20 protein-coding genes are annotated in these 21,305 nt (G+C 56.6%); 10 read left to right on the top strand and 10 right to left on the bottom strand.

Annotated elements, in window-relative coordinates:
• Positions 1–168: 168 nt before the first annotated feature.
• On the bottom strand, positions 169–1,506 hold the full coding sequence (gene pmbA / locus W822_RS40150; protein WP_031243231.1) for a metalloprotease PmbA: 1,338 nt from the start codon (positions 1,504–1,506) through the stop codon (positions 169–171).
• Between the two features lie 94 nt (positions 1,507–1,600).
• On the opposite strand from pmbA, the gene yjgA reads away from it, so the two are divergent.
• The gene (gene yjgA, locus W822_RS40145) at positions 1,601–2,140 is read left to right on the top strand and encodes a ribosome biogenesis factor YjgA (RefSeq protein WP_024006391.1); all 540 of its coding nucleotides are present in this window, start codon (positions 1,601–1,603) and stop codon (positions 2,138–2,140) included.
• Positions 2,141–2,145: 5 nt separating this feature from the next.
• The gene (locus tag W822_RS40140) at positions 2,146–2,838 is read left to right on the top strand and encodes an alpha/beta hydrolase (protein WP_031243229.1); all 693 of its coding nucleotides are present in this window, start codon (positions 2,146–2,148) and stop codon (positions 2,836–2,838) included.
• Here the strand turns inward: W822_RS40140 and W822_RS46805 are convergent.
• Positions 2,757–2,963, bottom strand: coding sequence for a pentapeptide repeat-containing protein (locus W822_RS46805; RefSeq protein WP_253272323.1), 207 nt, complete (start codon positions 2,961–2,963; stop codon positions 2,757–2,759). The genes W822_RS40140 and W822_RS46805 overlap by 82 nt on opposite strands.
• A 92-nt stretch (positions 2,964–3,055) precedes the next feature.
• The gene (locus W822_RS40135; RefSeq protein ID WP_024006389.1) at positions 3,056–5,527 is read right to left on the bottom strand and encodes a bifunctional acetate--CoA ligase family protein/GNAT family N-acetyltransferase; all 2,472 of its coding nucleotides are present in this window, start codon (positions 5,525–5,527) and stop codon (positions 3,056–3,058) included.
• Between the two features lie 131 nt (positions 5,528–5,658).
• On the opposite strand from W822_RS40135, the gene gltX reads away from it, so the two are divergent.
• From gltX to W822_RS40120, 3 genes are all read left to right on the top strand, one after another.
• A complete protein-coding gene (gltX, locus tag W822_RS40130) occupies positions 5,659–7,074 on the top strand; it encodes a glutamate--tRNA ligase (protein WP_031243227.1) in 1,416 nt (471 codons plus the stop codon).
• A 763-nt stretch (positions 7,075–7,837) separates the two neighbouring features.
• Positions 7,838–8,779, top strand: coding sequence for a histone H1-like DNA-binding protein (locus tag W822_RS45955; RefSeq protein WP_024006386.1), 942 nt, complete (start codon positions 7,838–7,840; stop codon positions 8,777–8,779).
• 203 nt (positions 8,780–8,982) lie between these two features.
• Positions 8,983–9,531: a YggT family protein gene (locus tag W822_RS40120; protein ID WP_024006385.1), complete on the top strand. Its 549-nt coding sequence runs from the start codon at positions 8,983–8,985 to the stop codon at positions 9,529–9,531.
• A 65-nt stretch (positions 9,532–9,596) separates the two neighbouring features.
• Here the strand turns inward: W822_RS40120 and W822_RS40115 are convergent, their stop codons facing one another.
• The 7 genes from W822_RS40115 to W822_RS40085 all read right to left on the bottom strand — a co-directional run bounded on the left by W822_RS40115 (position 9,597) and on the right by W822_RS40085 (position 15,472).
• Entirely contained in the window at positions 9,597–10,547 is a 951-nt protein-coding gene (locus W822_RS40115) for a carbohydrate kinase family protein (RefSeq protein ID WP_024006384.1), read from the bottom strand.
• 10 nt (positions 10,548–10,557) lie between these two features.
• Positions 10,558–11,556, bottom strand: coding sequence for a zinc-ribbon and DUF3426 domain-containing protein (locus W822_RS40110; RefSeq protein WP_024006383.1), 999 nt, complete (start codon positions 11,554–11,556; stop codon positions 10,558–10,560).
• A 9-nt stretch (positions 11,557–11,565) separates the two neighbouring features.
• On the bottom strand, positions 11,566–12,483 hold the full coding sequence (gene prmA / locus W822_RS40105) for a 50S ribosomal protein L11 methyltransferase (RefSeq protein WP_024006382.1): 918 nt from the start codon (positions 12,481–12,483) through the stop codon (positions 11,566–11,568).
• A gap of 56 nt (positions 12,484–12,539) precedes the next feature.
• Entirely contained in the window at positions 12,540–13,889 is a 1,350-nt protein-coding gene (gene accC, locus W822_RS40100) for an acetyl-CoA carboxylase biotin carboxylase subunit (RefSeq protein WP_024006381.1), read from the bottom strand.
• Positions 13,890–13,891: 2 nt separating this feature from the next.
• On the bottom strand, positions 13,892–14,353 hold the full coding sequence (accB, locus tag W822_RS40095) for an acetyl-CoA carboxylase biotin carboxyl carrier protein (protein ID WP_024006380.1): 462 nt from the start codon (positions 14,351–14,353) through the stop codon (positions 13,892–13,894).
• Positions 14,354–14,379: 26 nt separating this feature from the next.
• Positions 14,380–14,844, bottom strand: coding sequence for a type II 3-dehydroquinate dehydratase (aroQ, locus tag W822_RS40090; RefSeq protein WP_024006379.1), 465 nt, complete (start codon positions 14,842–14,844; stop codon positions 14,380–14,382).
• Positions 14,845–14,938: 94 nt separating this feature from the next.
• Positions 14,939–15,472 carry a TlpA family protein disulfide reductase gene (locus W822_RS40085; RefSeq protein WP_024006378.1) on the bottom strand — a complete coding sequence of 178 codons (534 nt, stop codon included), beginning with the start codon at positions 15,470–15,472 and terminating at the stop codon, positions 14,939–14,941.
• A 237-nt stretch (positions 15,473–15,709) separates the two neighbouring features.
• Here W822_RS40085 and mpl point away from each other — a divergent pair, with 237 nt between their 5' ends.
• The 5 genes from mpl to mtgA are packed head-to-tail and all read left to right on the top strand — an operon-like array spanning position 15,710 to position 21,209.
• Positions 15,710–17,098: a UDP-N-acetylmuramate:L-alanyl-gamma-D-glutamyl-meso-diaminopimelate ligase gene (mpl, locus tag W822_RS40080; protein WP_024006377.1), complete on the top strand. Its 1,389-nt coding sequence runs from the start codon at positions 15,710–15,712 to the stop codon at positions 17,096–17,098.
• Positions 17,095–17,673, top strand: coding sequence for a YqiA/YcfP family alpha/beta fold hydrolase (locus W822_RS0123900; protein WP_031243224.1), 579 nt, complete (start codon positions 17,095–17,097; stop codon positions 17,671–17,673). The genes mpl and W822_RS0123900 overlap by 4 nt, the downstream gene beginning before the upstream one ends.
• A gap of 16 nt (positions 17,674–17,689) precedes the next feature.
• A complete protein-coding gene (locus W822_RS40075) occupies positions 17,690–19,591 on the top strand; it encodes a ribonuclease catalytic domain-containing protein (RefSeq protein ID WP_024006376.1) in 1,902 nt (633 codons plus the stop codon).
• Positions 19,588–20,436 carry a shikimate dehydrogenase gene (gene aroE, locus W822_RS40070; protein WP_024006375.1) on the top strand — a complete coding sequence of 283 codons (849 nt, stop codon included), beginning with the start codon at positions 19,588–19,590 and terminating at the stop codon, positions 20,434–20,436. The genes W822_RS40075 and aroE overlap by 4 nt, the downstream gene beginning before the upstream one ends.
• Positions 20,436–21,209, top strand: a complete 774-nt coding sequence (mtgA, locus tag W822_RS40065; protein ID WP_081724430.1) for a monofunctional biosynthetic peptidoglycan transglycosylase — start codon at positions 20,436–20,438, stop codon at positions 21,207–21,209. The genes aroE and mtgA overlap by 1 nt, the downstream gene beginning before the upstream one ends.
• Positions 21,210–21,305: the final 96 nt, after the last annotated feature.

The following is a 21,305-nucleotide window of genomic DNA, read 5'->3' as shown; positions in this document are numbered from 1 at the left end:
TACTCCGGTATATTTAGTTGTTCTTGAAAATTTGACTTGCTAAATATACACGCCGCACGCCGGTTTACCTAGTGCGCTGAAGCAGAATTAGTATTTTCCCTGAAGGCATCCGCCGCCGCCCCAAGCCTGATCTGGCGAGATGGGGGGGCACTTTCGGGCGGGTCTGACTTACTGTCCGGCAACAGCCATGGATTCGATAAGAATGGAGCCCGTGGTTTTGGAACCTCGGGTAATGACATCACTACCCAGGCCGGCGATATTCAGGAACATGTCTTTCAGATTGCCGGCGATCGTAAACTCGGTGACCGCGTGCTGGATTTCACCGTTTTCGACCCAGTAGCCAAAGGCTCCGCGCGAATAGTCACCCGTCACGTAGTTGACGCCCTGCCCGATCAGTTCGGTCACCAGTACGCCGGTGCCCATCTTTTTCAACATAGCGGGCAGATCGTCAGCCGCGTCGGTCTGCGACGAGCTCAGCAGCAGGTTATGCGAGCCGCCGGCATTACCGGTGGTTTGCATGCCCAGCTTGCGGGCGGTGTAAGTTGACAATAAATAGCCATTGAGCACGCCATCGGTCAGCAACTGGCGGGCACGAGTCTGTACGCCTTCATCATCGAATGCCGAACTGCCCAGCGCTCCTTTGATAAACGGATTCTCGCTGATCTGTAAATGGCCTGCCATGACCTGTTTACCCAGCGAATCGAGCAAAAAGGTGGACTTGCGGTATAACGCCCCGCCACTGATCGCCTGGGTGAGCGCGCCGAGCAGACCCAGCGCCAGCGGCGCTTCGAACAAAACAGGATACTTGCCGGTAGCGATGCGTCTGGCGGACAACCGGGAAAGGGCTCGCTGTGCGGCATACACGCCTACGTCCGTGCCTTTGGCGAGCCGCTCCGGATAACGATCAGCGGTATACCAATAGTCGCGGTGCATATTATTGCCCTTACCGGCAATGGCAGCAACAGACATACCATGGCGGGAGTACGGATATCCACCCATGAACCCACGGGAGTTGGCCAGTACAAAACGCCCCTGATAGGTATCTACGCCTGCGCCTTCCGAGTTGGTAATCTGTTTGCTGTAGCCCAGGGCAGCCGCCTCAGCCTCGATGGCCAGTTCTGCCGCTTGCTCGGACGAAATATCCCACGGACGGTAGAGTTCCAGATCAGGCTGCTCGACCGCAAGATCGCCTTCGTCGGGCAGCCCGGCCGCTTCATCGTTTGCCGTATATTTGGCGATATTCCAGGCAGCATCAACTGTTTCTCTGATGGCCGCGGCCGACAAATCGGACGTTGACGCCGACCCGCGCGCCTTGCCGGCGTAGACCGTCACGCCCAGCGAGCGATCCTGGGTTTTTTCAACGGTTTCGATATTGCCCTTGCGTACTGAAACGGACAAACCGCCCGACTCGGAGATTTCGGCGGCGGCGTCGCTCGCGCCCTGTTTTTTGGCATGGGACAGCGCCAGCTGGACGAGTTCTTCAAAATCGGGTTGGGTTTGGGGCATGGAGGTTTTCGGATTCAATCGGGAATTCATTATGACGGCTTCACATTAGGCGGTTATCATACTGACATATTAACCATTTTATTGATATCGATGTATGCAGAATGCAGATCAGAACGATGACGAACCGCTTTATGATCGTCCGAGCAAATCCCAGATAAAGCGCGAACTGCTGGCCATCACCGAGCTGGGCAAGCAGGTGGTGGAGCTGCCGCTGGACAAAGTCAGACAGCTGGATCTGGATGAAAAAACGCTCGAAGCCATTCGCACGGCCCAGAAAATCACCGGACGCGAGGGACGTCGCCGACAGATTCATTATGTCGGCAAGCTGCTGCGCACCGCCGATACCGAGGCCATTATAAAGAAGATGGACGAATGGGAAAACGGCTCGCGGGAACAAACTGCCCATATGCATCACATGGAAACGTTGCGCGATCGCCTGATGGACGACGACGATGCGCTCACGCGCCTGCTGAATGACTATCCCGACGCCGACATACAGGTGCTGCGCACGCTGATTCGCGGAGCACGCCGTGAACGCGAGCAGAACGCCGCACTGCCGGCCGGCCAGGATCACCAGCGCAAACAATACCGGGCCCTCTTCCAGGCCATCAAGACTTTGCTGAACAAGGAATAAATCACATGGAGAATTTACTGGACTGCGTGGAAATCGAACACGGCAGCGACAAGACGGCTGCGCCATCATATTCGGTGATCTGGATGCATGGTCTGGGCGCCGACGCCAATGATTTTGTTCCGGTCATTCCCGAACTGCGACTGCCTGAAGACCGACGCATCCGTTTCGTGTTTCCGAATGCCCCGGTTCGCCCCGTCACGATTAACAATCAGATGCCCATGCGCGCCTGGTATGACATTATCGCACTCAGCAGCGTCAGCCGCGATGTCGATGAAACCGGCCTGCGCGCATCGCAGACAGCCATCGAAGCGCTGATCCGGCGGGAAAACGAGCGTGGGGTGCCCACTGAACGCATTATACTGGCCGGCTTTTCGCAGGGCTGCGCCATGGCCTACCAGACAGGGCTGCGTTCGCCAGCAAGACTGGCCGGGCTGATCTGTCTGTCTGGTTATCTGCCCATGGCCGACAAAACGGCGAACGAACATAACAAGTCGCATCTGGATATGCCGATCTTTATCGGGCATGGTACGTATGATCCAGTGGTCAATATCGCTTTTGGCGAACAGACACGCGACTGGCTGGCGGCTCAAGGCTATACCCGCACCCAGTGGCATACCTATCCGATGGCGCATTCAGTCAATCTGGACGAAATCAACGACATTTCGGCATTCCTGCAGTCAATCACAGGCGCGGCCTGAAAGAGCGCCAGGGAGACCACTCCCTGGCCGTCGCAGACAGCCCCCGACAGATCCGCTCCCGACAGGTCCGCTCCCGACAGATCTACACCTAATACATCTGCGCCTAATACATTTGCCCACGACATCCGCACTATTTCAATTGAAATAGCATCCCGCGCATCGACATGGTTGTGTACCGACCGCATCCGGCGTATTGACCTGCCGACCCGATTCCTGATCACACCCCCTGATCGCCCGCATCCAGCGGCAACCAGACCCGGCGCATAGACGGATCCTCATGATCTTCTTCATTGATAAAACCAAGAGAGGTCATTAAATGCAGCATCGGACGATTCCCCGATAGCACCACCCCTTCGATATAAGCCAGTTGCTGCTGACGCGCGGCCGCGATAAGCGCCTGCATCAGACTGGTTCCCAGGCCGCGTTTTTGCCACTCGTCACTGATCACCAGGGCATATTCAGCGCCCACGCCATCTGCGTTGCGCAGATAGTGGGCCAGGCCGATAATGATTTCCTGCGGCAGGCCGCGATTGGCGGGGTTGGGCACCTGGGTGGTGGCCACCAGTGCCAGCTCACGGTGATAATCAACATAGGTGTAGCGCGTCAGCATCTTCGGCGTCAGCTCACGCATCATCGAAACAAAACGCATGTAGCGTGACTTCTCGGACAGGGCACGAATAAACTCCTGCAGCGCGTCGGCATCTTCCGGACGGATGGGTCGCAATATCCAGGGTGTTCCGTCGGCAAAGACACGACTTTGCACCAGATGGGTCGGATAAGGATAAATCGCCATGTGATTGAAGCCATTATCCTGCGGAATGACAGCGGGCAGTGGCTGCATAAGCGAAATTCGGATCTCGCGAATATGCAGATCCCGATAGCCCAATATAATGGGATCGACCTCCAGCGATTCAATTGCCGGCAGTTCGCTGACCAGTTCGCTCATGGTTTCCAGCAGACCCTGCAGCTTGCGCAGAATCTGGGGCTCGACATAGGATTGCAATTCCTGGCGCCAGACCCGGCTGCGCTCGATCAGCTTACCAGCCAGGTTCAGATTCAGCGGCGGCAGATCCACGCCCCGGTCCGATGGAGAAAAATGCACCATATGCCCGCCTTCTCCAAACCAGATCCAGGGGCCGAATACGGGGTCGCGACTGACGCGAATCATGACCGAAGGGACATCATCCAGTGCGCTGAAACGCTCATCATCCTCGTCCGGCTCCCAGCGCACGTCGGGATGAAAGCATTCGACCAGCGCAATGCACTGCTCGCGCGTCAACACGCCGGCATGGTCCCGACAAGCTGTCTCGAGAATGGCTCGCGCAGTTTCAAGTTCGGCCGGGCGCTGGCCCGAATGCACGTAGCGCGTCTGTTGCAGCAGTTGCTGGTTATAGTGATAGGAGGTCAGCGACAGGACCGCGCTCAACGCCGTTTCAGGTGTGCGAAAAGCCGGCATGCCCGCCTCGTCAAGCAGACGTCGCAAGGGTCGCATTTTGGCTTCGCCCAGCAGGCAGGTGACGATCGGCTTTTGAGCGCCGGGCGCAAAGGCCGCCAGTGCCGTGACAACTTGCGGCATATCGCAGAATTCGTCGGGTGCCAGGATCACCATGACGGCATCGACCTGCGAGTCGGCCACCAGACAGCGCAAGCCGTTGATCAACGCATCGGGTGTCAGTGGCACGTAAGGAATGACGGGATTTTCGGTCAGGGTGCCGACACCGAAAATCTCGCTCAGGCCTTTGGCAGTCGCCTGGGTCAGGGATGCCATCGACATCGAACTGTCGGCAGGAATCGCATCCTGGACCAGTTGGGCCGACGCGCGGCCATTGGCGAGCATGGCAATTTTTCCACCGCGCGGCCGACGGGCATAGGACATGGCCTTGATCGCCGCGAAAAGCTCGACAAAATAATTCACACGAATCGCGCCTGCCCGCCGTAACGCAGCGTCCAGCACAGCATCGCTGCCGGCCAGTATCGGGTCTGCGCGGCCCGCACGCAGGACGATGACGGGCTTCACACTGGATGCCGCACGCAAGGCGCTGATCAGCTCCCGGCCGGAAGTCAGTTTATCCAGATACAAGGCAATGCTATCGGTGCGTGCATCAGTTGCCAGATACTCAATCAGCTCGGGCAGGTCGACATCGGTCACCTCACCCAGAGAAACCGCCGCCGATAATCCCAGGTTGACGTCTTCGGCCCAGTCGATGATCGAGCGCAACAACATGCGCGATTGCGACACCACCGCAATGCGACCGGCTCGCGGCTGCATTGAAGCCAGGCTCAGATTCAAGCCGAGATGAGGACGATAGATACCGAAAGCGCGCGGCCCCAGCAACATGACATTGTGCTTTCGGCACCAGCGCTCGATGAGCTCGCGCGTAGCCGAAGGCGCCTCATCCACATGTTCGCCAGGCAACAGCAAAATGGCGCGGGGTGGTGCCGCATCAAGTTGCTGCAACGCGGCAGACAACAGACTGGATCGGATGCACAGCATGGCCAGATCGCGACCTGGAGTCGGCGCAAAGTGCCGCAACTGCTGGCGCGCCTGGGTCGCATCGTCCGCCAGGCGCAACTGGTCGGAGCTTGACTTCAAATAGGAAGGCAGATGGGTGAAGACGGGAAGCTCTGTGTCGGCGATCACGCATAACGAACGTGGTTCAAAAAATGCCGCGAGACGGTGACGCAACATATATCCTCTCGGAGTTGGGTAATTTGAACGGGCCAGATCTTTTTATATAAACAGCAGATTCATTTGCTCTGGTCATTCATAACATTTTAAACTGACTCTCTTCTGATTTATCCAATTGCCGAGCATTCACAATGAATACGTCCCCTTCTGCCCAGACCGCGGTGCGCACCCGTTTCGCGCCGTCTCCTACCGGTTATCTTCATTTGGGTGGCGCACGCACCGCCCTGTTTTCCTGGGCCTTTGCCCGTCATCACAAGGGTACTTTCGTGCTGCGTGTCGAGGATACCGATGTGCAGCGCTCTACCCCCGCTGCGGTTCAGGCCATTCTGGATGGAATGAAATGGCTCTCGCTGGACGCCGACGAAGGACCGTTTTACCAGATGCAGCGGATAGATCGCTACAAGGAAGTGCTGGCTTCGATGCTGGACAACGGCACGGCCTATTACTGCTATAGCAGTCCGGAAGAAGTCGATCAAATGCGCGAGACGGCCAAGGCACAGGGGCGCAAGCCAAAATATGATGGCACCTGGCGGCCCGAACCGGGCAAGACTTTACCGCCCGTGCCCGAAGGACGCAAGCCGGTGATCCGATTCCGCAATCCCCAGGATGGCGCCGTCACCTGGAATGATATGCTCAAGGGCCCCATTTCGATTGATAACGCCGAGCTTGACGATCTGATTATCGCCCGCCCCGATGGCACGCCGACTTATAATTTTTGCGTCGTTGTGGACGATCACGACATGCAGATCACTCATGTCATTCGCGGCGATGATCACGTCAACAATACGCCACGCCAGATCAATATTCTCAAGGCGCTGGGTGCGCCTGTACCCGAGTATGGTCACCTGCCCATGATCCTGGGTCCCGACGGCCAGAAGCTATCCAAGCGCCATGGCGCCGTCAGCGTCATGGAATACGACACGCAGGGTTATCTGCCCGAAGCCATGGTCAATTACCTGGCCCGACTGGGCTGGAGTCACGGCGACCAGGAATTGTTTACGCGCGACGAGTTCGTTGACTGGTTCGATACCCGCAATCTGTCCAAATCGGCAGCACAATGGGACCCGAAGAAGCTCAACTGGGTCAACGCGCATTACATCCGTGAACTGGATAACGAAGCACTGATCGCGCACGTGGCGCCACGCATCGCTGCACGCGGTGGCAACACCGAGAACCTGGATCTTGCCGCGATTTTGAATCTGTTCCGTGATCGAGCAGAAACATTGGAACAGCTGGCCGATAGTGCAATGCTATTTTGCGCCCCCTTCCAGCCCGCCGATGAACAACTTGCGGCCACGGTGCTGACTGACGAAGCACGTGCGACATTGAAAAAATTTGCGACGGCTGTTGCCGGTGTTCAAACCTGGGATGTGCCTGAACTGGCTGCGCTGGTCAAACAATTTCTGGCCGACAACGGCCTGAAGATGCCGCAACTTGGCATCCCGCTACGCGTCGCGGTCACCGGTCAAAAACAGACACCCGCCATCGATGCCGTTCTGGCCATCCTTGGTCGCGATCTTGTGCTGCAACGCTTGGCTGCCATCTAAGCTGAAACAGACCTTCGGATGTTGTTGAACATCGCTTGAATCACAACGCTGCATCATTGCTGATGCAGCTTTTTTTTCTTTATACGCCCACATCTGTCGTGAAAATGTTGGTTTTTAACAAAACGTTCAACGACGCATGCGCCAACATATCTGGCAGCAACCGATGCGCTTGCGTGCACAACACACAATCTTCATTCAATGCCGTTGATTGCTGAACCGGATCTGCTCTTGAAAAACGCAGCATGATCTCGTGGCTGCTGACAAAACAGTCCTTGCGCCTTTATGCGCCGTTGCTCTGAAAGCCTTATAAACACGAGCTTTGCGCAATTCTCGCCCTCTTTGAAAGCCAGATAAAACGCAAAGATCCGTACGCCAGTCGCGATGAAAAGACACAGTAGAAATGATTCGGGAATGACGCGATTGAAATGGGTCGCAGCAGCCTGAAAGCAGATCGCCAAGTGCTCTGATAAGAATTTCAAGTGAATACAAACACGCTGATTGACTCGTTAACGGACGCGTTAAATTGAGTTAAGCCAATAATATCAATAAGAAATTCTTTCGTTATACGACGTTATGCGTTACCCTTACGCTTATGGTGAAAATTGAATTCAATTCACCAGATCCATTTGAGATGTTTCGCACAAAGAGTGGGGAACATATCAAATGGTAGTGAAGCCAAGCTCTTTCGTTGCTTGTCTTGAATTATATCTACGTAGATGTATTTTCAAATTTGTGATTAGGACCCTTTCTAAGGAGCAATATCATGGCTACTACCGCCAAGAAAGCTGTAAAGAAAGCTGCGAGCAAACCCGCAGCCAAGAAAGCAGTTGCCAAAAAGGCCCCTGCCAAAAAAGCAGTTGTGAAGAAAACACCTGCTAAGAAAGTTGTAGCGAAAAAAGCACCGGCCAAAAAAGCCGTCGCTAAAAAAACAGTAGCTAAGAAAGCACCAGCCAAAAAGGCCGTCGCGAAAAAGACCGTAGCCAAAAAAGCACCCGCCAAAAAGACCGTCGCTAAAAAAGCGCCTGCCAAAAAAGCGGTAGCTAAAAAGGTTGTTGCCAAGAAAGCAGTAGCCAAAAAAGCGCCAGCCAAGAAAGCTGTCGCCAAAAAGGCAGTCGCTAAAAAAGCACCAGCCAAGAAAGCCGTTGCTAAAAAAGCTGTTGCCAAGAAAGCAGTAGCCAAAAAAGCGGTCGCTAAAAAAGCCCCTGCCAAAAAAGCAGCCGCCAAGAAGGCCGTTGCTAAAAAAGCACCCGCTAAAAAGGCGGTCGCTAAAAAAGCACCAGCCAAGAAAGCCGTTGCTAAAAAAGCTGTTGCCAAGAAAGCAGTAGCCAAAAAAGCGGTCGCTAAAAAAGCCGCTGCCAAAAAAGCAGCCGCCAAGAAGGCCGTTGCTAAAAAAGCACCCGCTAAAAAGGCGGTCGCTAAAAAAGCACCAGCCAAGAAAGCCGTTGCTAAAAAAGCTGTTGCCAAGAAAGCAGTAGCCAAAAAAGCGGTCGCTAAAAAAGCCGCTGCCCCCAAGGCACCTGCTACAACGGTAGCGAAAAAGGCACCGGCAAAAAAGCCCGTCGCTAGGAAGGCACCTGCAGCTAAAAAACCAGTCGTGAAAAAAGCACCGGCTGCACCCGTAGCAGAAACTGTGTCAACCGATGATGCGAAAACAACGAGCAATACATCTGCTGCATGGCCATTCCCAACGGGTGGTCGTCCATAAGGACACAGCAGAAGTCCGGTTATAATGAAGCTGCCCTTTCGGACAGCGCGTTGATTTCCGGGATACAGGGTGCGCCAGCCGCACCCTGTTTTTCTGGTGTGACCGGTTCAGTTGCACAAGACCGGCCCAGACCAGAACTGCGCCACAGCCAGCCGTCCGACCTTTGGTTGGGCGGTTTTTTTATTTTGCCGGGCTTCTGAATTATGATTCCTTCGATCCTCACCTTTCTGATCTCGACAGTCTTTTCCCTGCTCATTTCCGTATTCCTGCTCAGGGCCTGGATGTACTGGGTGCGTATCCACCCCTTCACACCCTATGCGCGACTGATCAATAACATTACCGACTGGGCGGTCACACCCCTGCGGGCAATCTTGCCGACCGGCAACAAAGTCGATACGGCCTCGTTACTGATGGCCTTTCTATGTGCGGTGGTGGAACTGCTGTTGATGATGTCCATCAGCGGCTATGGCTTTGCCGAGGGTATTCTGTTGCGCCTGCCGGTTGTCGCTTTGCTGATGGCCGTCAAATGGGCCCTGAGCCTGGCAACCTGGGTCTGCATATTCCAGGCGATCCTGTCCTGGCTCAACCCCATGCAGCCCATTATGCCCGTACTCAATACGCTGCTAGCTCCCCTGCTCGATCCCATCCGCCGCCATATGCCGCGTACCGGTATGATCGATTTTTCGCCTTTGGTGCTGATTCTGATTCTGCAGGTCCTGCAGATTGCGGTGAGCAGCGTGATGCCCTTTTAGGAGATTGGGCGGCCCGGCCGGCGCTGATCGCCAGTCCTGCTTGTTCAGGACTGGCTTTTTTATTGTTATGCCGCCGTCGCTGGCAATTGCAGGCCATATGCCATTTGCAATTGTGCGGAAATGTCCGCCCGTGAAGGCTGGTGGTTCTGTGGCCCCTGAGATGCGATTTTGATCGCGCCCATGATGCTGCCCAGTTTGCAGGCATCCTCGAATGACCAGCCCTGCGTCAGACCGTACAGCAATCCGCCCCGGTGGGCATCTCCGCAACCAGTAGGATCGGTGACACTGGCAGCCTTGCACGGCGCGATCGTGGTCGTCTTCCCGTTTTCGTACAATGTGGCCCCGTCAGCACCTCGTGTGACGACGATTGCCCGCAAGCCGGCTGCCAGTTCCTGGACAGACTTGCCCATGCGTTGCTCGACCACCGAGGCCTCGTAGTCGTTAAATGTCCAGACTGTCGCCAGCGCATGCATATCTTCCAGGTCCTGGCGCTCAAAGAGCGGCATGGCCTGGCCCAAATCGAAAATAAATGGAATTTTGTCCGCATGCATGGCCCGGGCGTGCTTGAACATCCCCGCCTTGGCGTCCGGCGCGACAATACCCCATACAGCCGCTTCACCCGCGATGTCATTCTCTGTGGAACGCGTCATGGCGCCCGGGTGAAACGCAGCAATCTGGTTTCCGTCCAGATCAGTTGTGATATGGCACTGCGGCGTGAACATATCATCAAGCACGCGCACCAGGCGTGTTTCGATGCCCAGGCTTTGCATGCGCGCCAGGTAATCGCTGGCATCGGGTCCGATGGTTGCCACGGGCACAGGATGGCCTCCCAGCAATCGCAGGTTGTAGGCGATATTGCCCGCACACCCTCCGAACTCTTTGCGCATGGTCGGCACAAAGAAGGACACGCTCAGGGATTTGACATTGTCCGGCAAAATATGATCTTTGAAATAGCCTTCAAAGGTGGTGATCGTGTCGAAAGCGACCGAGCCGCAAATTAAAACTGCATTATTCATTGAAAAACCTTCATGGGTAAAACAAACTCAACTCAAAACCAGCCACGTCGGTACGACTTACGGTCACCGGCAAATCAATGGCAATCTCGTCTTTGGGCTCGAATGTGCGCTTGAGCGCGTCTGGCAGCAGGTACTCTTCGGGTTTGATGATACGTCGCGCCGAGACAGATTCCGACGCATTTTTCAGACTGAGCACGAGCGATGGCCAGGGCTGGGCGATGGTATCGTTATTTTTAATGATGGCATGCAGCGTGAATCCGCGTGTCTCGGCTGCGGCCGCCGGATTGGCAACCTCACGCAATGCAGGCTTGACGATGGCCAGATTGCGCACGGAGCGCGTATAACCCACCTGGCAGCCGACGAAACTGCACAGCTGTACCAATTGCGGGCGCAAGGTCGGCGCCACATTGGCGATCTGATTGCGAAATACGACGGCCCCCTGAGCGAACAGAACGATAAGCGCAAACAATACGGCCAGAAACCAGATCAGGCCACTGCCATTGCTGTGCTCGGGATCATCATATTCAGTGTCACGCTGCACGCGACGACGGTACTGCCCTTCAACGTGCATCTGGGTCCCGTCGAGCCGATGATCCTGGTAATAGGCGCCACTGCCGGACAGGCTGGGCGCATCCACGATAAAACGCTCGCTCGCCCCTCGTTCACTGCCTGAAGCCGGTGTGTCGGCAGCCGGATCGCGATACCGGCCCGAAGCCGGCTCACGCAGCGCCCCGCTCTCAGATTCGTGCCGCTTGCGATCTCGTATGGTGGCGTCGTCGCGCACCCTGGGTTCGTAATAGACAGCATCGGGTTCAGGGCGATGCCGGCTGTGATCGGGCTGTGCCTGCGCACTCTGCAAAACCGGCAGATCCGCCTCAACATCCTGTGCATGATCAAATGCGTTGAACACAGAACCGCAGACACCGCAACGCACTTTGCCCTGTCGCGCGTTCAACTGTGCAGACGTCACATCGAAACGGGTACTGCAACCGGGGCAACACGTCTTCATATTGATCCCTCAGGCCTGCTTGCGGGTACCGGCCAGACAAACCCAGCCTTCGTGACTACGCCATACCGACATATCGATCCAGGGGGCGTAAGCGGCCGCTACTTCCTGCGCCTGGCGCTCCAGTACACCCGACAGAATCAACCGGCCGCCTGGTGCAACCCGGCCGCACAACATGGGCGCCAGCACCTTCAACGGATTGGACAGAATATTGGCGACCACCACATCAAACGTACCCGGCTGCAAACCATCAGGCAGGCTGGCGGTGAGCTCGACCCCGTTATTCTGCGCGTTATAGTCGGTAGACTGAACAGCCTGATCATCGATATCGACCCCGACTACACCACGCGCACCCAGCTTGGCGGCGATGATGGCCAGAATGCCCGAACCGCAACCATAATCGAGCACGGTTTGGCCCTGCTGAAGGTGTTCGGCCAGCCATTGTGCGCACAGGTGTGTGGTCGGATGGCTGCCCGTACCGAAGGCCAGACCGGGATCCAACTCGATCAGAATCAGGTTCTGGTCTGTTTCTGCACTGGGCACCTCGGGATTTTCCCGGTGCCAGCTGGGCACAATCCAGATCCGGTCGGTAATGGAAATCGGATCAAATTGCGACTGCGTCAGTCTGACCCAATCGGTGTCGACCACTTCGCGCACTGCAGCCAGGTCTGAGTAATCTTCGCCAGTCTGTTGCAGCAGCGCATCCAGCAATTCGTCCAGCGCGAGATCGTCAGGCAGCAACGCGACAACACGGTTGCGATGCCAGGCCTGGACATCAGGCTCGCCACCCGGCTCTCCAAAGAGCGGGGTCTCGCGCTCGGTACCTGAGTCTGCGTCTTCAACGGACACGGACAGCACACCGAGCTCAAGCAAGATGTCGGACAGCGCTTCCGCGCGCTCTTCCGAGCATGATAAAACCAATTCCCGCATGACGTATCCTCTTGCCTCATTGCAAAAAAGGTCCGAAGACCTTTTTGCTAAGACGATTATTTGGCCCGTTGTTCCAGTTTGTGTTCGAGATAATGAATGCTGGTGCCGCCCTCGACAAAGCGGGCATCGGCCATGAGCTCACGATGCAGCGCGATATTGGTCTGGATGCCTTCCACGACCATTTCGGACAAAGCCAGATTCATGCGGGCAATGGCTTGCGCACGCGTGTCGCCGAACGTGATCAGTTTGGCGATCATGGAATCGTAGTTGGGGGGCACACGGTAGCCATTGAACACATGGGAATCGATCCGGACACCCGGACCGCCGGGTACGTGCCAGTTAGTGATCAGGCCAGGTGAAGGCATGAAGCTGTACGGATCTTCCGCATTGATCCGGCACTCGATGGCGTGACCCTTGATAACGACGTCACGCTGACGCAGTTTGAACTCTTCGCCGGCCGCAATGAAAATCTGCTGCTGTACCAGATCAATACCGGTAATGCATTCGGTCACGGTGTGTTCGACCTGGATGCGGGTGTTCATTTCGATGAAATAGAATTCGTCGTTTTCGTACAGAAACTCAAATGTGCCCGCGCCACGGTAACCCATTTTGCGGCAGGCGTCGGCACATCGTTCACCAATGCGCTCAATAAGCTTGCGATTGATCCCGGGAGCCGGTGCCTCCTCAATGACTTTCTGATGGCGGCGCTGCATGGAGCAATCGCGCTCGCCAAGCCAGATGGCGTCCTTTTTTCCATCGGCCAGTACCTGAATCTCGATGTGACGCGGATTTTCCAGGAACTTCTCCATGTACACTTCGGGATTGTTGAATGCCGCCTGCGCTTCCGCCTTGGTCAGATTGACCGCATTCACCAGCGCCGCTTCGGTGTGAACCACACGCATGCCGCGTCCGCCGCCACCACCGGCGGCTTTGATAATCACGGGATAACCGACCTTGCGCGCCGTTTCGATCAAATAGGCGGGATCGTCAGGCAAGGCGCCTTCCGAACCGGGCACGACAGGCACGCCGGCCGCAATCATGGCCTGTTTGGCGCTAACCTTGTCGCCCATGATGCGGATCGATTCCGGACGCGGTCCGATGAACACGAAACCGGAGCGCTCGACACGTTCGGCGAAATCGGCGTTTTCTGCCAGGAAACCGTAGCCCGGGTGAATCGCCTCGGCGTCGGTGACTTCTGCAGCAGAAATAATGGCCGGCATATGCAAATAACTCTGCTGGGCCGGGGCAGGCCCGATGCAGACTGATTCGTCTGCCAGGCGTACATATTTGGCATCGCGGTCGGCTTCGGAATGCACGACAACGGTTTTGATACCCAGTTCGCGACACGCGCGCTGGATGCGCAGGGCGATTTCGCCCCGGTTTGCGATCAGGATTTTTTCAAACATACTTACGCAATCACGAAAAGTGGTTGACCAAATTCCACGGGCTCACCATTCTCGACCAGAATTTCCCGGATCACGCCTGATTTATCGGCTTCGATTTCATTGAGCAGTTTCATGGCTTCAATAATGCAAAGCGCATCGCCTTCGGCAACCGTGGCGCCCACTTCAACAAAAGGAGGAGAGCTTGGATTGGGCGCGCGGTAGAACGTACCGACCATGGGAGACTTGACGACGTGACCTGCAGGAGCTGCCGGTTCAGCTGGTGCAGCGGGCGCGGCAGCAGCGGCGGCCGGCGCGGCAGCGGCAGCGGCAGTCTGAACGGCGACAGGCTGCACTGCGGCGACCGGTTGCACTGTCTGGGAGAACTTGACGATGCGGACCTTGCCTTCACCTTCGGTGATTTCCAGTTCTGCAATGCCCGATTCGGCAACCAGATCTATAAGCGTTTTCAGTTTTCTGAGATCCATATTGATTCCATGCTTGGAGTTAAGTGTCAAACAGAGACCGTCTGAGGGCTCTGTTTCAAATGATGTTTTATTGCGTATTGCAGGGCCGCCAGGTAGCCATCGATGCCCAGACCGCAGATCACACCGACCGCCTTGTCGGCCAGATAGGAGTGGTGACGGAATGGTTCGCGCTGGTGCACATTGGAAATATGCACCTCAATGAACGGTATGGCGACAGCACCAAGTGCATCGCGCAACGCCACACTGGTGTGGGTATACGCCGCGGCGTTGATGACAATGAAAGCGGTGTCGGTGCGGGCTGCCTGGATTTTTTCAACCAGTTCGCCTTCGTGATTGCTCTGGAAGCATTCGCAAGCGACGCCAGCCTCATTGGCAGTCTTCACGAGTGCATCATGAATGTCCTGCAGCGTTTGTTTTCCGTACACTTCCGGTTCACGCGTACCCAGCAGATTCAGATTGGGGCCATTGAGGACCAGTACCTTTTGCGTCATTGAGCGCCAGTATATTAGCAAATAAACTCGTATTTAACGGCAATTTCCCGCTTTTGTCTATTAAAATCTCGCATTCCGCAAGTGAGCGACGGCATCAGGCCGCCCTTTTGACAAAAGCCGTCAGACTATCCATGTCGATTTCGCCCAGAACCGTTGCCACGGGTCGGGCGTCCTTATCCAGCACCAGCGTATAGGGCAGCCCCCCCTTCGGATTGCCCAATTGGCGCATCAGGCTGATTTTCCCGGCTCCCGCAGTCAGCAAGGGATACGACACGGGGGTTTTGCGCGCAAAGGCTTCAATATTGGCAACCGTATCCAGGCTGATGCCCACCACGTTCACCTTCTGGTTTTCCTTGTGCAGGGCGTCCAGTGCCGGCATTTCCCGGACACAGGGCGCACACCAGGAGGCCCAGAAGTTGACAACGGTCAGGTGATCTGCGCCCAATTGCCGCAACGTGACCGACTGACCATGCAGATCGGGCAGTGAGAGATCCAGCAATGTATTCAATGCTTCTGCCTGGACAGCAGAGGTGTCTTCATTCAGCTTCGCCCCGGCGCGGGCGATTTCAGGCATCAGGAAGGTAAAGGGCAACAGCATTCCTGCGCCGACAAACTGTCTACGGTTCATCCTAGGTTTACTCGGTTTGTTTTAAACGTGGTATGAAAATAACAGGCCCCCCGACAGACAGGCGCTATGCCTCTTTCGTAGCGGATCGCTACGCAGGTGACCGCGCTGACGTCAGGACTGCGTGAACGCCCCTTGCGACAGGCGCTCATGACATACCTCCTGTTAATTCTACCTACTGCACGATGCATTTGCCGCGATGTGACCGATTCCGCTTAAAATACCGGTCAGGAGAAATTTATGCATTTACATATCTTGGGCATTTGCGGCACGTTCATGGGCGGTCTGGCTCTGATTGCCCGGTCGGCCGGACACAAGGTCACCGGCTGCGATACCGGCGTCTACCCCCCCATGAGCACACAGCTGCAGGAACAGGGCATCGAGCTGATCGAAGGGTTCGACGCTGCCCAGACCAGCCTGTCACCCGATCTGTTCGTGATCGGCAATGTGGTCACGCGCGGCAATCCGCTTATGGAAGCCATTCTTGACCAGGGCCTGCCCTATGTTTCCGGGCCGCAGTGGCTGGGCGACCATGTACTGCAAAACCAGCACGTGCTGGCGGTTGCCGGCACGCACGGTAAAACGACAACCAGTTCCATGCTGGCCTGGATCCTGCAGGATGCCGGCCTGGCACCCAATTTCCTGATCGGCGGCATTGCCACGAATCTGGGTATTTCTGCCCGCTATGATCCGTCGCAGCGTTACTTTGTCATTGAAGCCGATGAATACGACACGGCGTTCTTCGACAAGCGCTCCAAATTTGTCCACTATCATGCCCGCACGGCGATTCTGAACAACCTGGAATTCGATCATGCCGACATCTTCCCCGATCTGGCAGCCATTGAGACACAATTTCATCACCTGGTCCGGACGGTGGCGCAAAGCGGCTGCATTCTCTACCCTAAACAGGACGAAGCGCTGAACCGGGTTATCCAGAAAGGCTGCTGGTCGCAGCAAGATCACTTCGGCCCGGGCGGACGCTGGACCGTTGTAGCCGGCGAAGCCGACATGAGCCGCTTTACCATCATGTGCGACGGCATCGCCCAAGGCGAAGTGGCCTGGTCGCTCACCGGCGCACACAACGCCAGCAACGCCCTGGCCGCAATTGCCGCAGCTGGTCACGTCAATGTGCCCGCCTCCCGCGCCATCGCCGCGCTGTCGCGTTTTTCAGGTATCCGGCGCCGCATGGAACTGCGCGGCACGGTCAATGGCATTCAGGTGTACGACGATTTCGCACATCACCCCACCGCCATCCAGACCACGCTGGACGGCCTGCGCAAGCAAATCGGCACGCGCCGCATTCTGGCCGTACTCGAGCCGCGCTCCAATACCATGAAGCTGGGCACCATGGCCGCCAGGCTGCCCCAGGCACTGGCCCAGGCTGACTATATCTATTGTTTCGGAGAAAAAACCGGAAAACATGCGCTGGGCTGGGACCCGGAGCAGGTGTTCCGGGACAGTACCGTGCCGGCCCGGGGCTATGCCGATCTGGATACCCTGGTTCAGGATGTCAGCAGACAGGCGCAGCCCGATGATGTCATTCTGGTCATGAGCAACGGCGGTTTCGGCGGCATCCATGAAAAACTGCTGCAGGCACTGGAGCAGATCGCAGCGCAAGCGGTCTCATGATTCTCTATCTGCACGGATTTCGCTCGTCTTCCCTCTCTGCCAAATCGCAGCAGCTGCAGCGAGTCATGGCTGCGGCGGGGCGCGCCGGCGAACTGGCAGCGCCGGATTTGCCCGATGATCCCCGCGCGGCGATCGAACTGGCCCTGGCTTGTGCCAGACAGCTTTGTCCTTCCGGAAATATGCAGGATCTGACAGTCATCGGTTCATCGCTTGGCGGCTACTACGCAACCTGGCTCAAAGAAGAACTGGACTGCAAGGCGATCCTGATCAACCCGGCGGTATATGCCGTGCGTGATCTGTCAACACAGCTGGGGCACACGCAGAAGTTTCACAACGACGCCCCCTTTTCGTTTACTGCCCGCTCAGTGCGCGCGCTCGCGACATTGTACCGCCCCGTTCTGACACGGATGCAGCGTTATTACCTGCTGGCGTGCACCGCAGACGAAGTGCTGGACTGGCAGGAAATGACGCAGCGCTACGACGGCGCCCACCTCACATTGGTACAGGGAGGGGATCATGCATTTTCGATGTTCGAGACCCACCTGCCTTCCATTCTCGATTTCACCCGCCTCTAAGTAGGAACTCATATTCATGTACGTGGTTTTTGAAGACGACGGCAGCTTCAAGGCTGAGAAAATTCATTCCGACGCCGATTCGACCCTCCAGGTGGAATCGGCCAGCGGCAAACGCAGCAAGATCAAGCGCAATGCGGTCATCTTTACTTTTGACGGTATCGAACCCCAAGCCATGCTGGAGCAGGCACGGACCCTGAGCGACGAGCTTGATCTGCAGTTTCTGTGGGAATGCGCGCCACAGGACGAATTTTCCGCCGAAGACCTGGCCCGCGAATACGTCGGACACGAGCCGTCCATCAGCGAAAAAATGGCCATTCTGTTGCGACTGCACGGTGCGCCTGCCTATTTTCATCGCAAGGGCAAGGGTCATTACAAGGCCGCGCCCGCCGACATTTTGCAGGCCGCCCTGGCGGCACTGGAGAAAAAACAGCGGCAGGCTGAACAACAACAGGCCTGGGTCGATGCCATGCTGGCCGGTGTATTGCCAGATGAACTGCGCGAAGCCGCACGCACATTCCTGGTCCGCCCCGATAAAAATACCCTGCAATGGAAAGCATTTGAGAAAGCGCTGGCTGAAAGCGGCAAAACGGCCGAGGCCCTGCTGCTGGAGCTGGGCGTATATCCACATGCGCTGGCACTGCATTTGGAGCGGTTTTTCAAGCAGCATTTTCCCAAAGGCACCGCCATTCCCGAGATTGCGCTGCCGCCCCTGCCCGAGCTGCCGCACAGCGATGTCGCAGCCTATTCGATTGATGACATCAGCACCACCGAAATTGACGATGCACTATCCGTCACGCTGATCGAAGGCAACCTTTACCGGTTCGGCGTGCATATCGCCGCACCGGGCCTGGTTGTGACCCGCGATTCGGAACTGGACGCGCTGGCCCGCAGCCGCATGTCCACTCTTTATATGCCCGGCGACAAAGTTCCGATGCAAAGCGACGCGCTGATCAATATGTTTTCGCTGGATGCCGGCAAGCCGGTGCCTGCCCTGTCGCTCTATGTCACTGCCGACATCTTCACGGGTGAAATAAAAAACACCGAGACGCGGGCCGAAACCATCACGGTCCGCGAAAATCTGCGCATTGACGATCTGGTCGAACAGGTGACTGTGCAAGCCCTGGATGATGAAACGGCACCGCTGCCACATGCAGACCTCTTCCGGCCGCTGTGGAAACTGGCCGGACACCTGAAAGCCGCGCGTGAACAGGTGCGAGGCAAGCCGGAAAACAATAACCGCATCGAATATACGTTCCGCCTGCATGGGCCGGCCAACGATCCCGATTCAATTATCCAGCTCATTCCGCGCCAGCGCAATGCGCCACTGGATTTAATCGTGTCCGAATATATGATTCTTGCCAACAGCCGCTGGGGGGGCTATCTGAACGAACATGGCCTGCCAGGTGTGTACCGTTCGCAGCAAATGGGACGTGCACGTATGTCCACCCATCCCTTACCGCATGAAGCCATTGGCGTACCGCAATATGCCTGGACCACTTCACCCTTGCGCCGTTATGTCGACCTGGTCAACCAGCGGCAGATTCTCGCTGCGGCAGAACACGGCGTCTCGGCGCGCCTCGTTGCGCCCTTCAAGCCCAAGGACGCCGATCTGTACGCCATTATTGGCGCGTTCGACTCACAGTACACGCTCTGGCATGAATTCCAGAGCCGACTGGAGCGTTACTGGTGCCTGCGCTGGCTGACCCAGCAGGCACGCACCACCCTGCATGGCGCATTTATTCGCGACAACCTTGTACGCCTTGAAGAAATTCCACTTGTGATCGAAGTGAATGGGGTGCCGGAGCTCGAACGCCATACCCGTATCGTGGTCAATGTGCGCGGCACCGACGAACTGTCGCTGCAGATCGATGCCGAATATGCCGGCGTGGCCCAGAGCGAAACAGAGGCAACGGCATGAGTTCACCTCGCAAATTCGCTGTCCTGGGCAATCCGGTCAAACACAGCCTGTCGCCCCGCCTGCATGCCCTGTTTGGGCAGCAAACCGGCCTGAACATTCAATACGAAAAACACTGCGTCGAACCGGATGCGTTCAGTCGCACTGTCGCACAATTTTTTGAAGATGGCGGAGTGGGCCTCAATATCACGCTGCCCTTCAAGGCCGACGCTTTCGCCCTGGCCGGACCTCGTATCTCTGAACGTGCGCGAGCTGCCGGATCGGCCAATACCCTGTGGTTCGAAGACGGACAGGTACATGCATGCAATACCGACGGGATCGGGCTGGTCAATGATCTGCTGCGGCTACAGCTCGCGTTGCACGGCAGCCGGATTTTACTGATCGGCGCCGGCGGAGCAACGCGAGGGGTCATCCTGCCGCTGTTGCAGGCCGGCTGTGCGCATCTGCATATTGTGAATCGCACCGAAGCCAAAGCCCACGCCCTCGCGGAACTGACAAGACCCCTGGCCAACCCCGGCATACATGTCTCGGCTTCAGGTTTCGCCTCTCTTGAGGGCGCCTGGGACATTATTGTCAATGCCAGCGCCAGCAGTCTGGCCGGCGAGGCACTCCCCCTGCCTGATGCCCTGTTCAATCCCGATAATATTGCCTATGACATGCTATATACCCGCGATGCAGACACCCCATTTCTGCAGCAGGCACGCCGTGCCGGTGTCGGGCAAACATCAGACGGCCTCGGAATGCTGGTTTATCAGGGCGCCGAGAGTTTCCGCATCTGGAATCAGATTCAACCGGAGCCGGCTCCTGTTCTGGCCGCCTTGCGGGCGGAACTGGCGGAGTCCGCCTAATGCTTGAAACCGTCGGACGCGTCTTCAGCGAGTTCGTCATCCGTATCGCCGACCGGGTCAAATCCCAGTCGCTGCTGCGCTCGGTTGTTGATCTGCTTGTACTGCTGATCGCCGTTATTGCGCTGTATCAGGCCTATCTGTTTGCCTGGGTGCTCTGGTACAGTGCGTTCAACCCTGGCGGCAGCGCCTATATGCGTGCCGAAGCCCGTCGTCTTTCCGCCCTGGATCCACCCGTGAGTATCCGTTATGAATGGGTACCATACGACGCCATCAGTACCAATCTGAAAAAAGCCGTTATTGCTGCCGAAGATGCTCGGTTCACCGAACATGACGGTGTCGAGTGGGAAGCTATCCGGCGCGCCTGGCGATACAACGAACGACAGGAAGAAGCCGGACGAAACCGGCGCCGGGGCGGTTCTACGCTGACTCAGCAACTGGCCAAAAACCTGTTTCTGTCGGCCGACCGAAACTATATTCGCAAGGGCCAGGAACTGGTTATTACATATATGATAGAAGCGGTGATGTCCAAGCGACGAATCCTGGAACTCTATCTGAATGTCGTTGAATACGGCACCGGCATCTTTGGCGCACAGGCGGCGGCCCGACATTATTATCGCGTGCCGGCCGGACAACTATCGGTCACCCAGGCGGCGCGTCTGGCCGCTATTTTGCCCAATCCCCGTGTCTATGGAAAAAACATGCAATCGCGCTTCGTGCAGTCGCGCGGCCGCACCATTGCCGCGCGCATGCGCAGCGCCCAGTTGCCCGACTAGGCCGACCCCTCGCATGAGGATAAAGACGGATATTCGCCCGCCCGGGAAAGCAAAGCCAATTTACTATTCATTACCTGTTATTCTGGCATCAGCTCT

The sequence above is a fragment of the Advenella kashmirensis W13003 genome, from assembly GCF_000506985.1.
GTDB classification, from domain to species: Bacteria; Pseudomonadota; Gammaproteobacteria; order Burkholderiales; family Burkholderiaceae_B; genus Advenella; species Advenella kashmirensis_A.
Note: the sequence above shows the minus strand (reverse complement) of the source record. Positions and strands in the feature narration are given on the sequence as shown.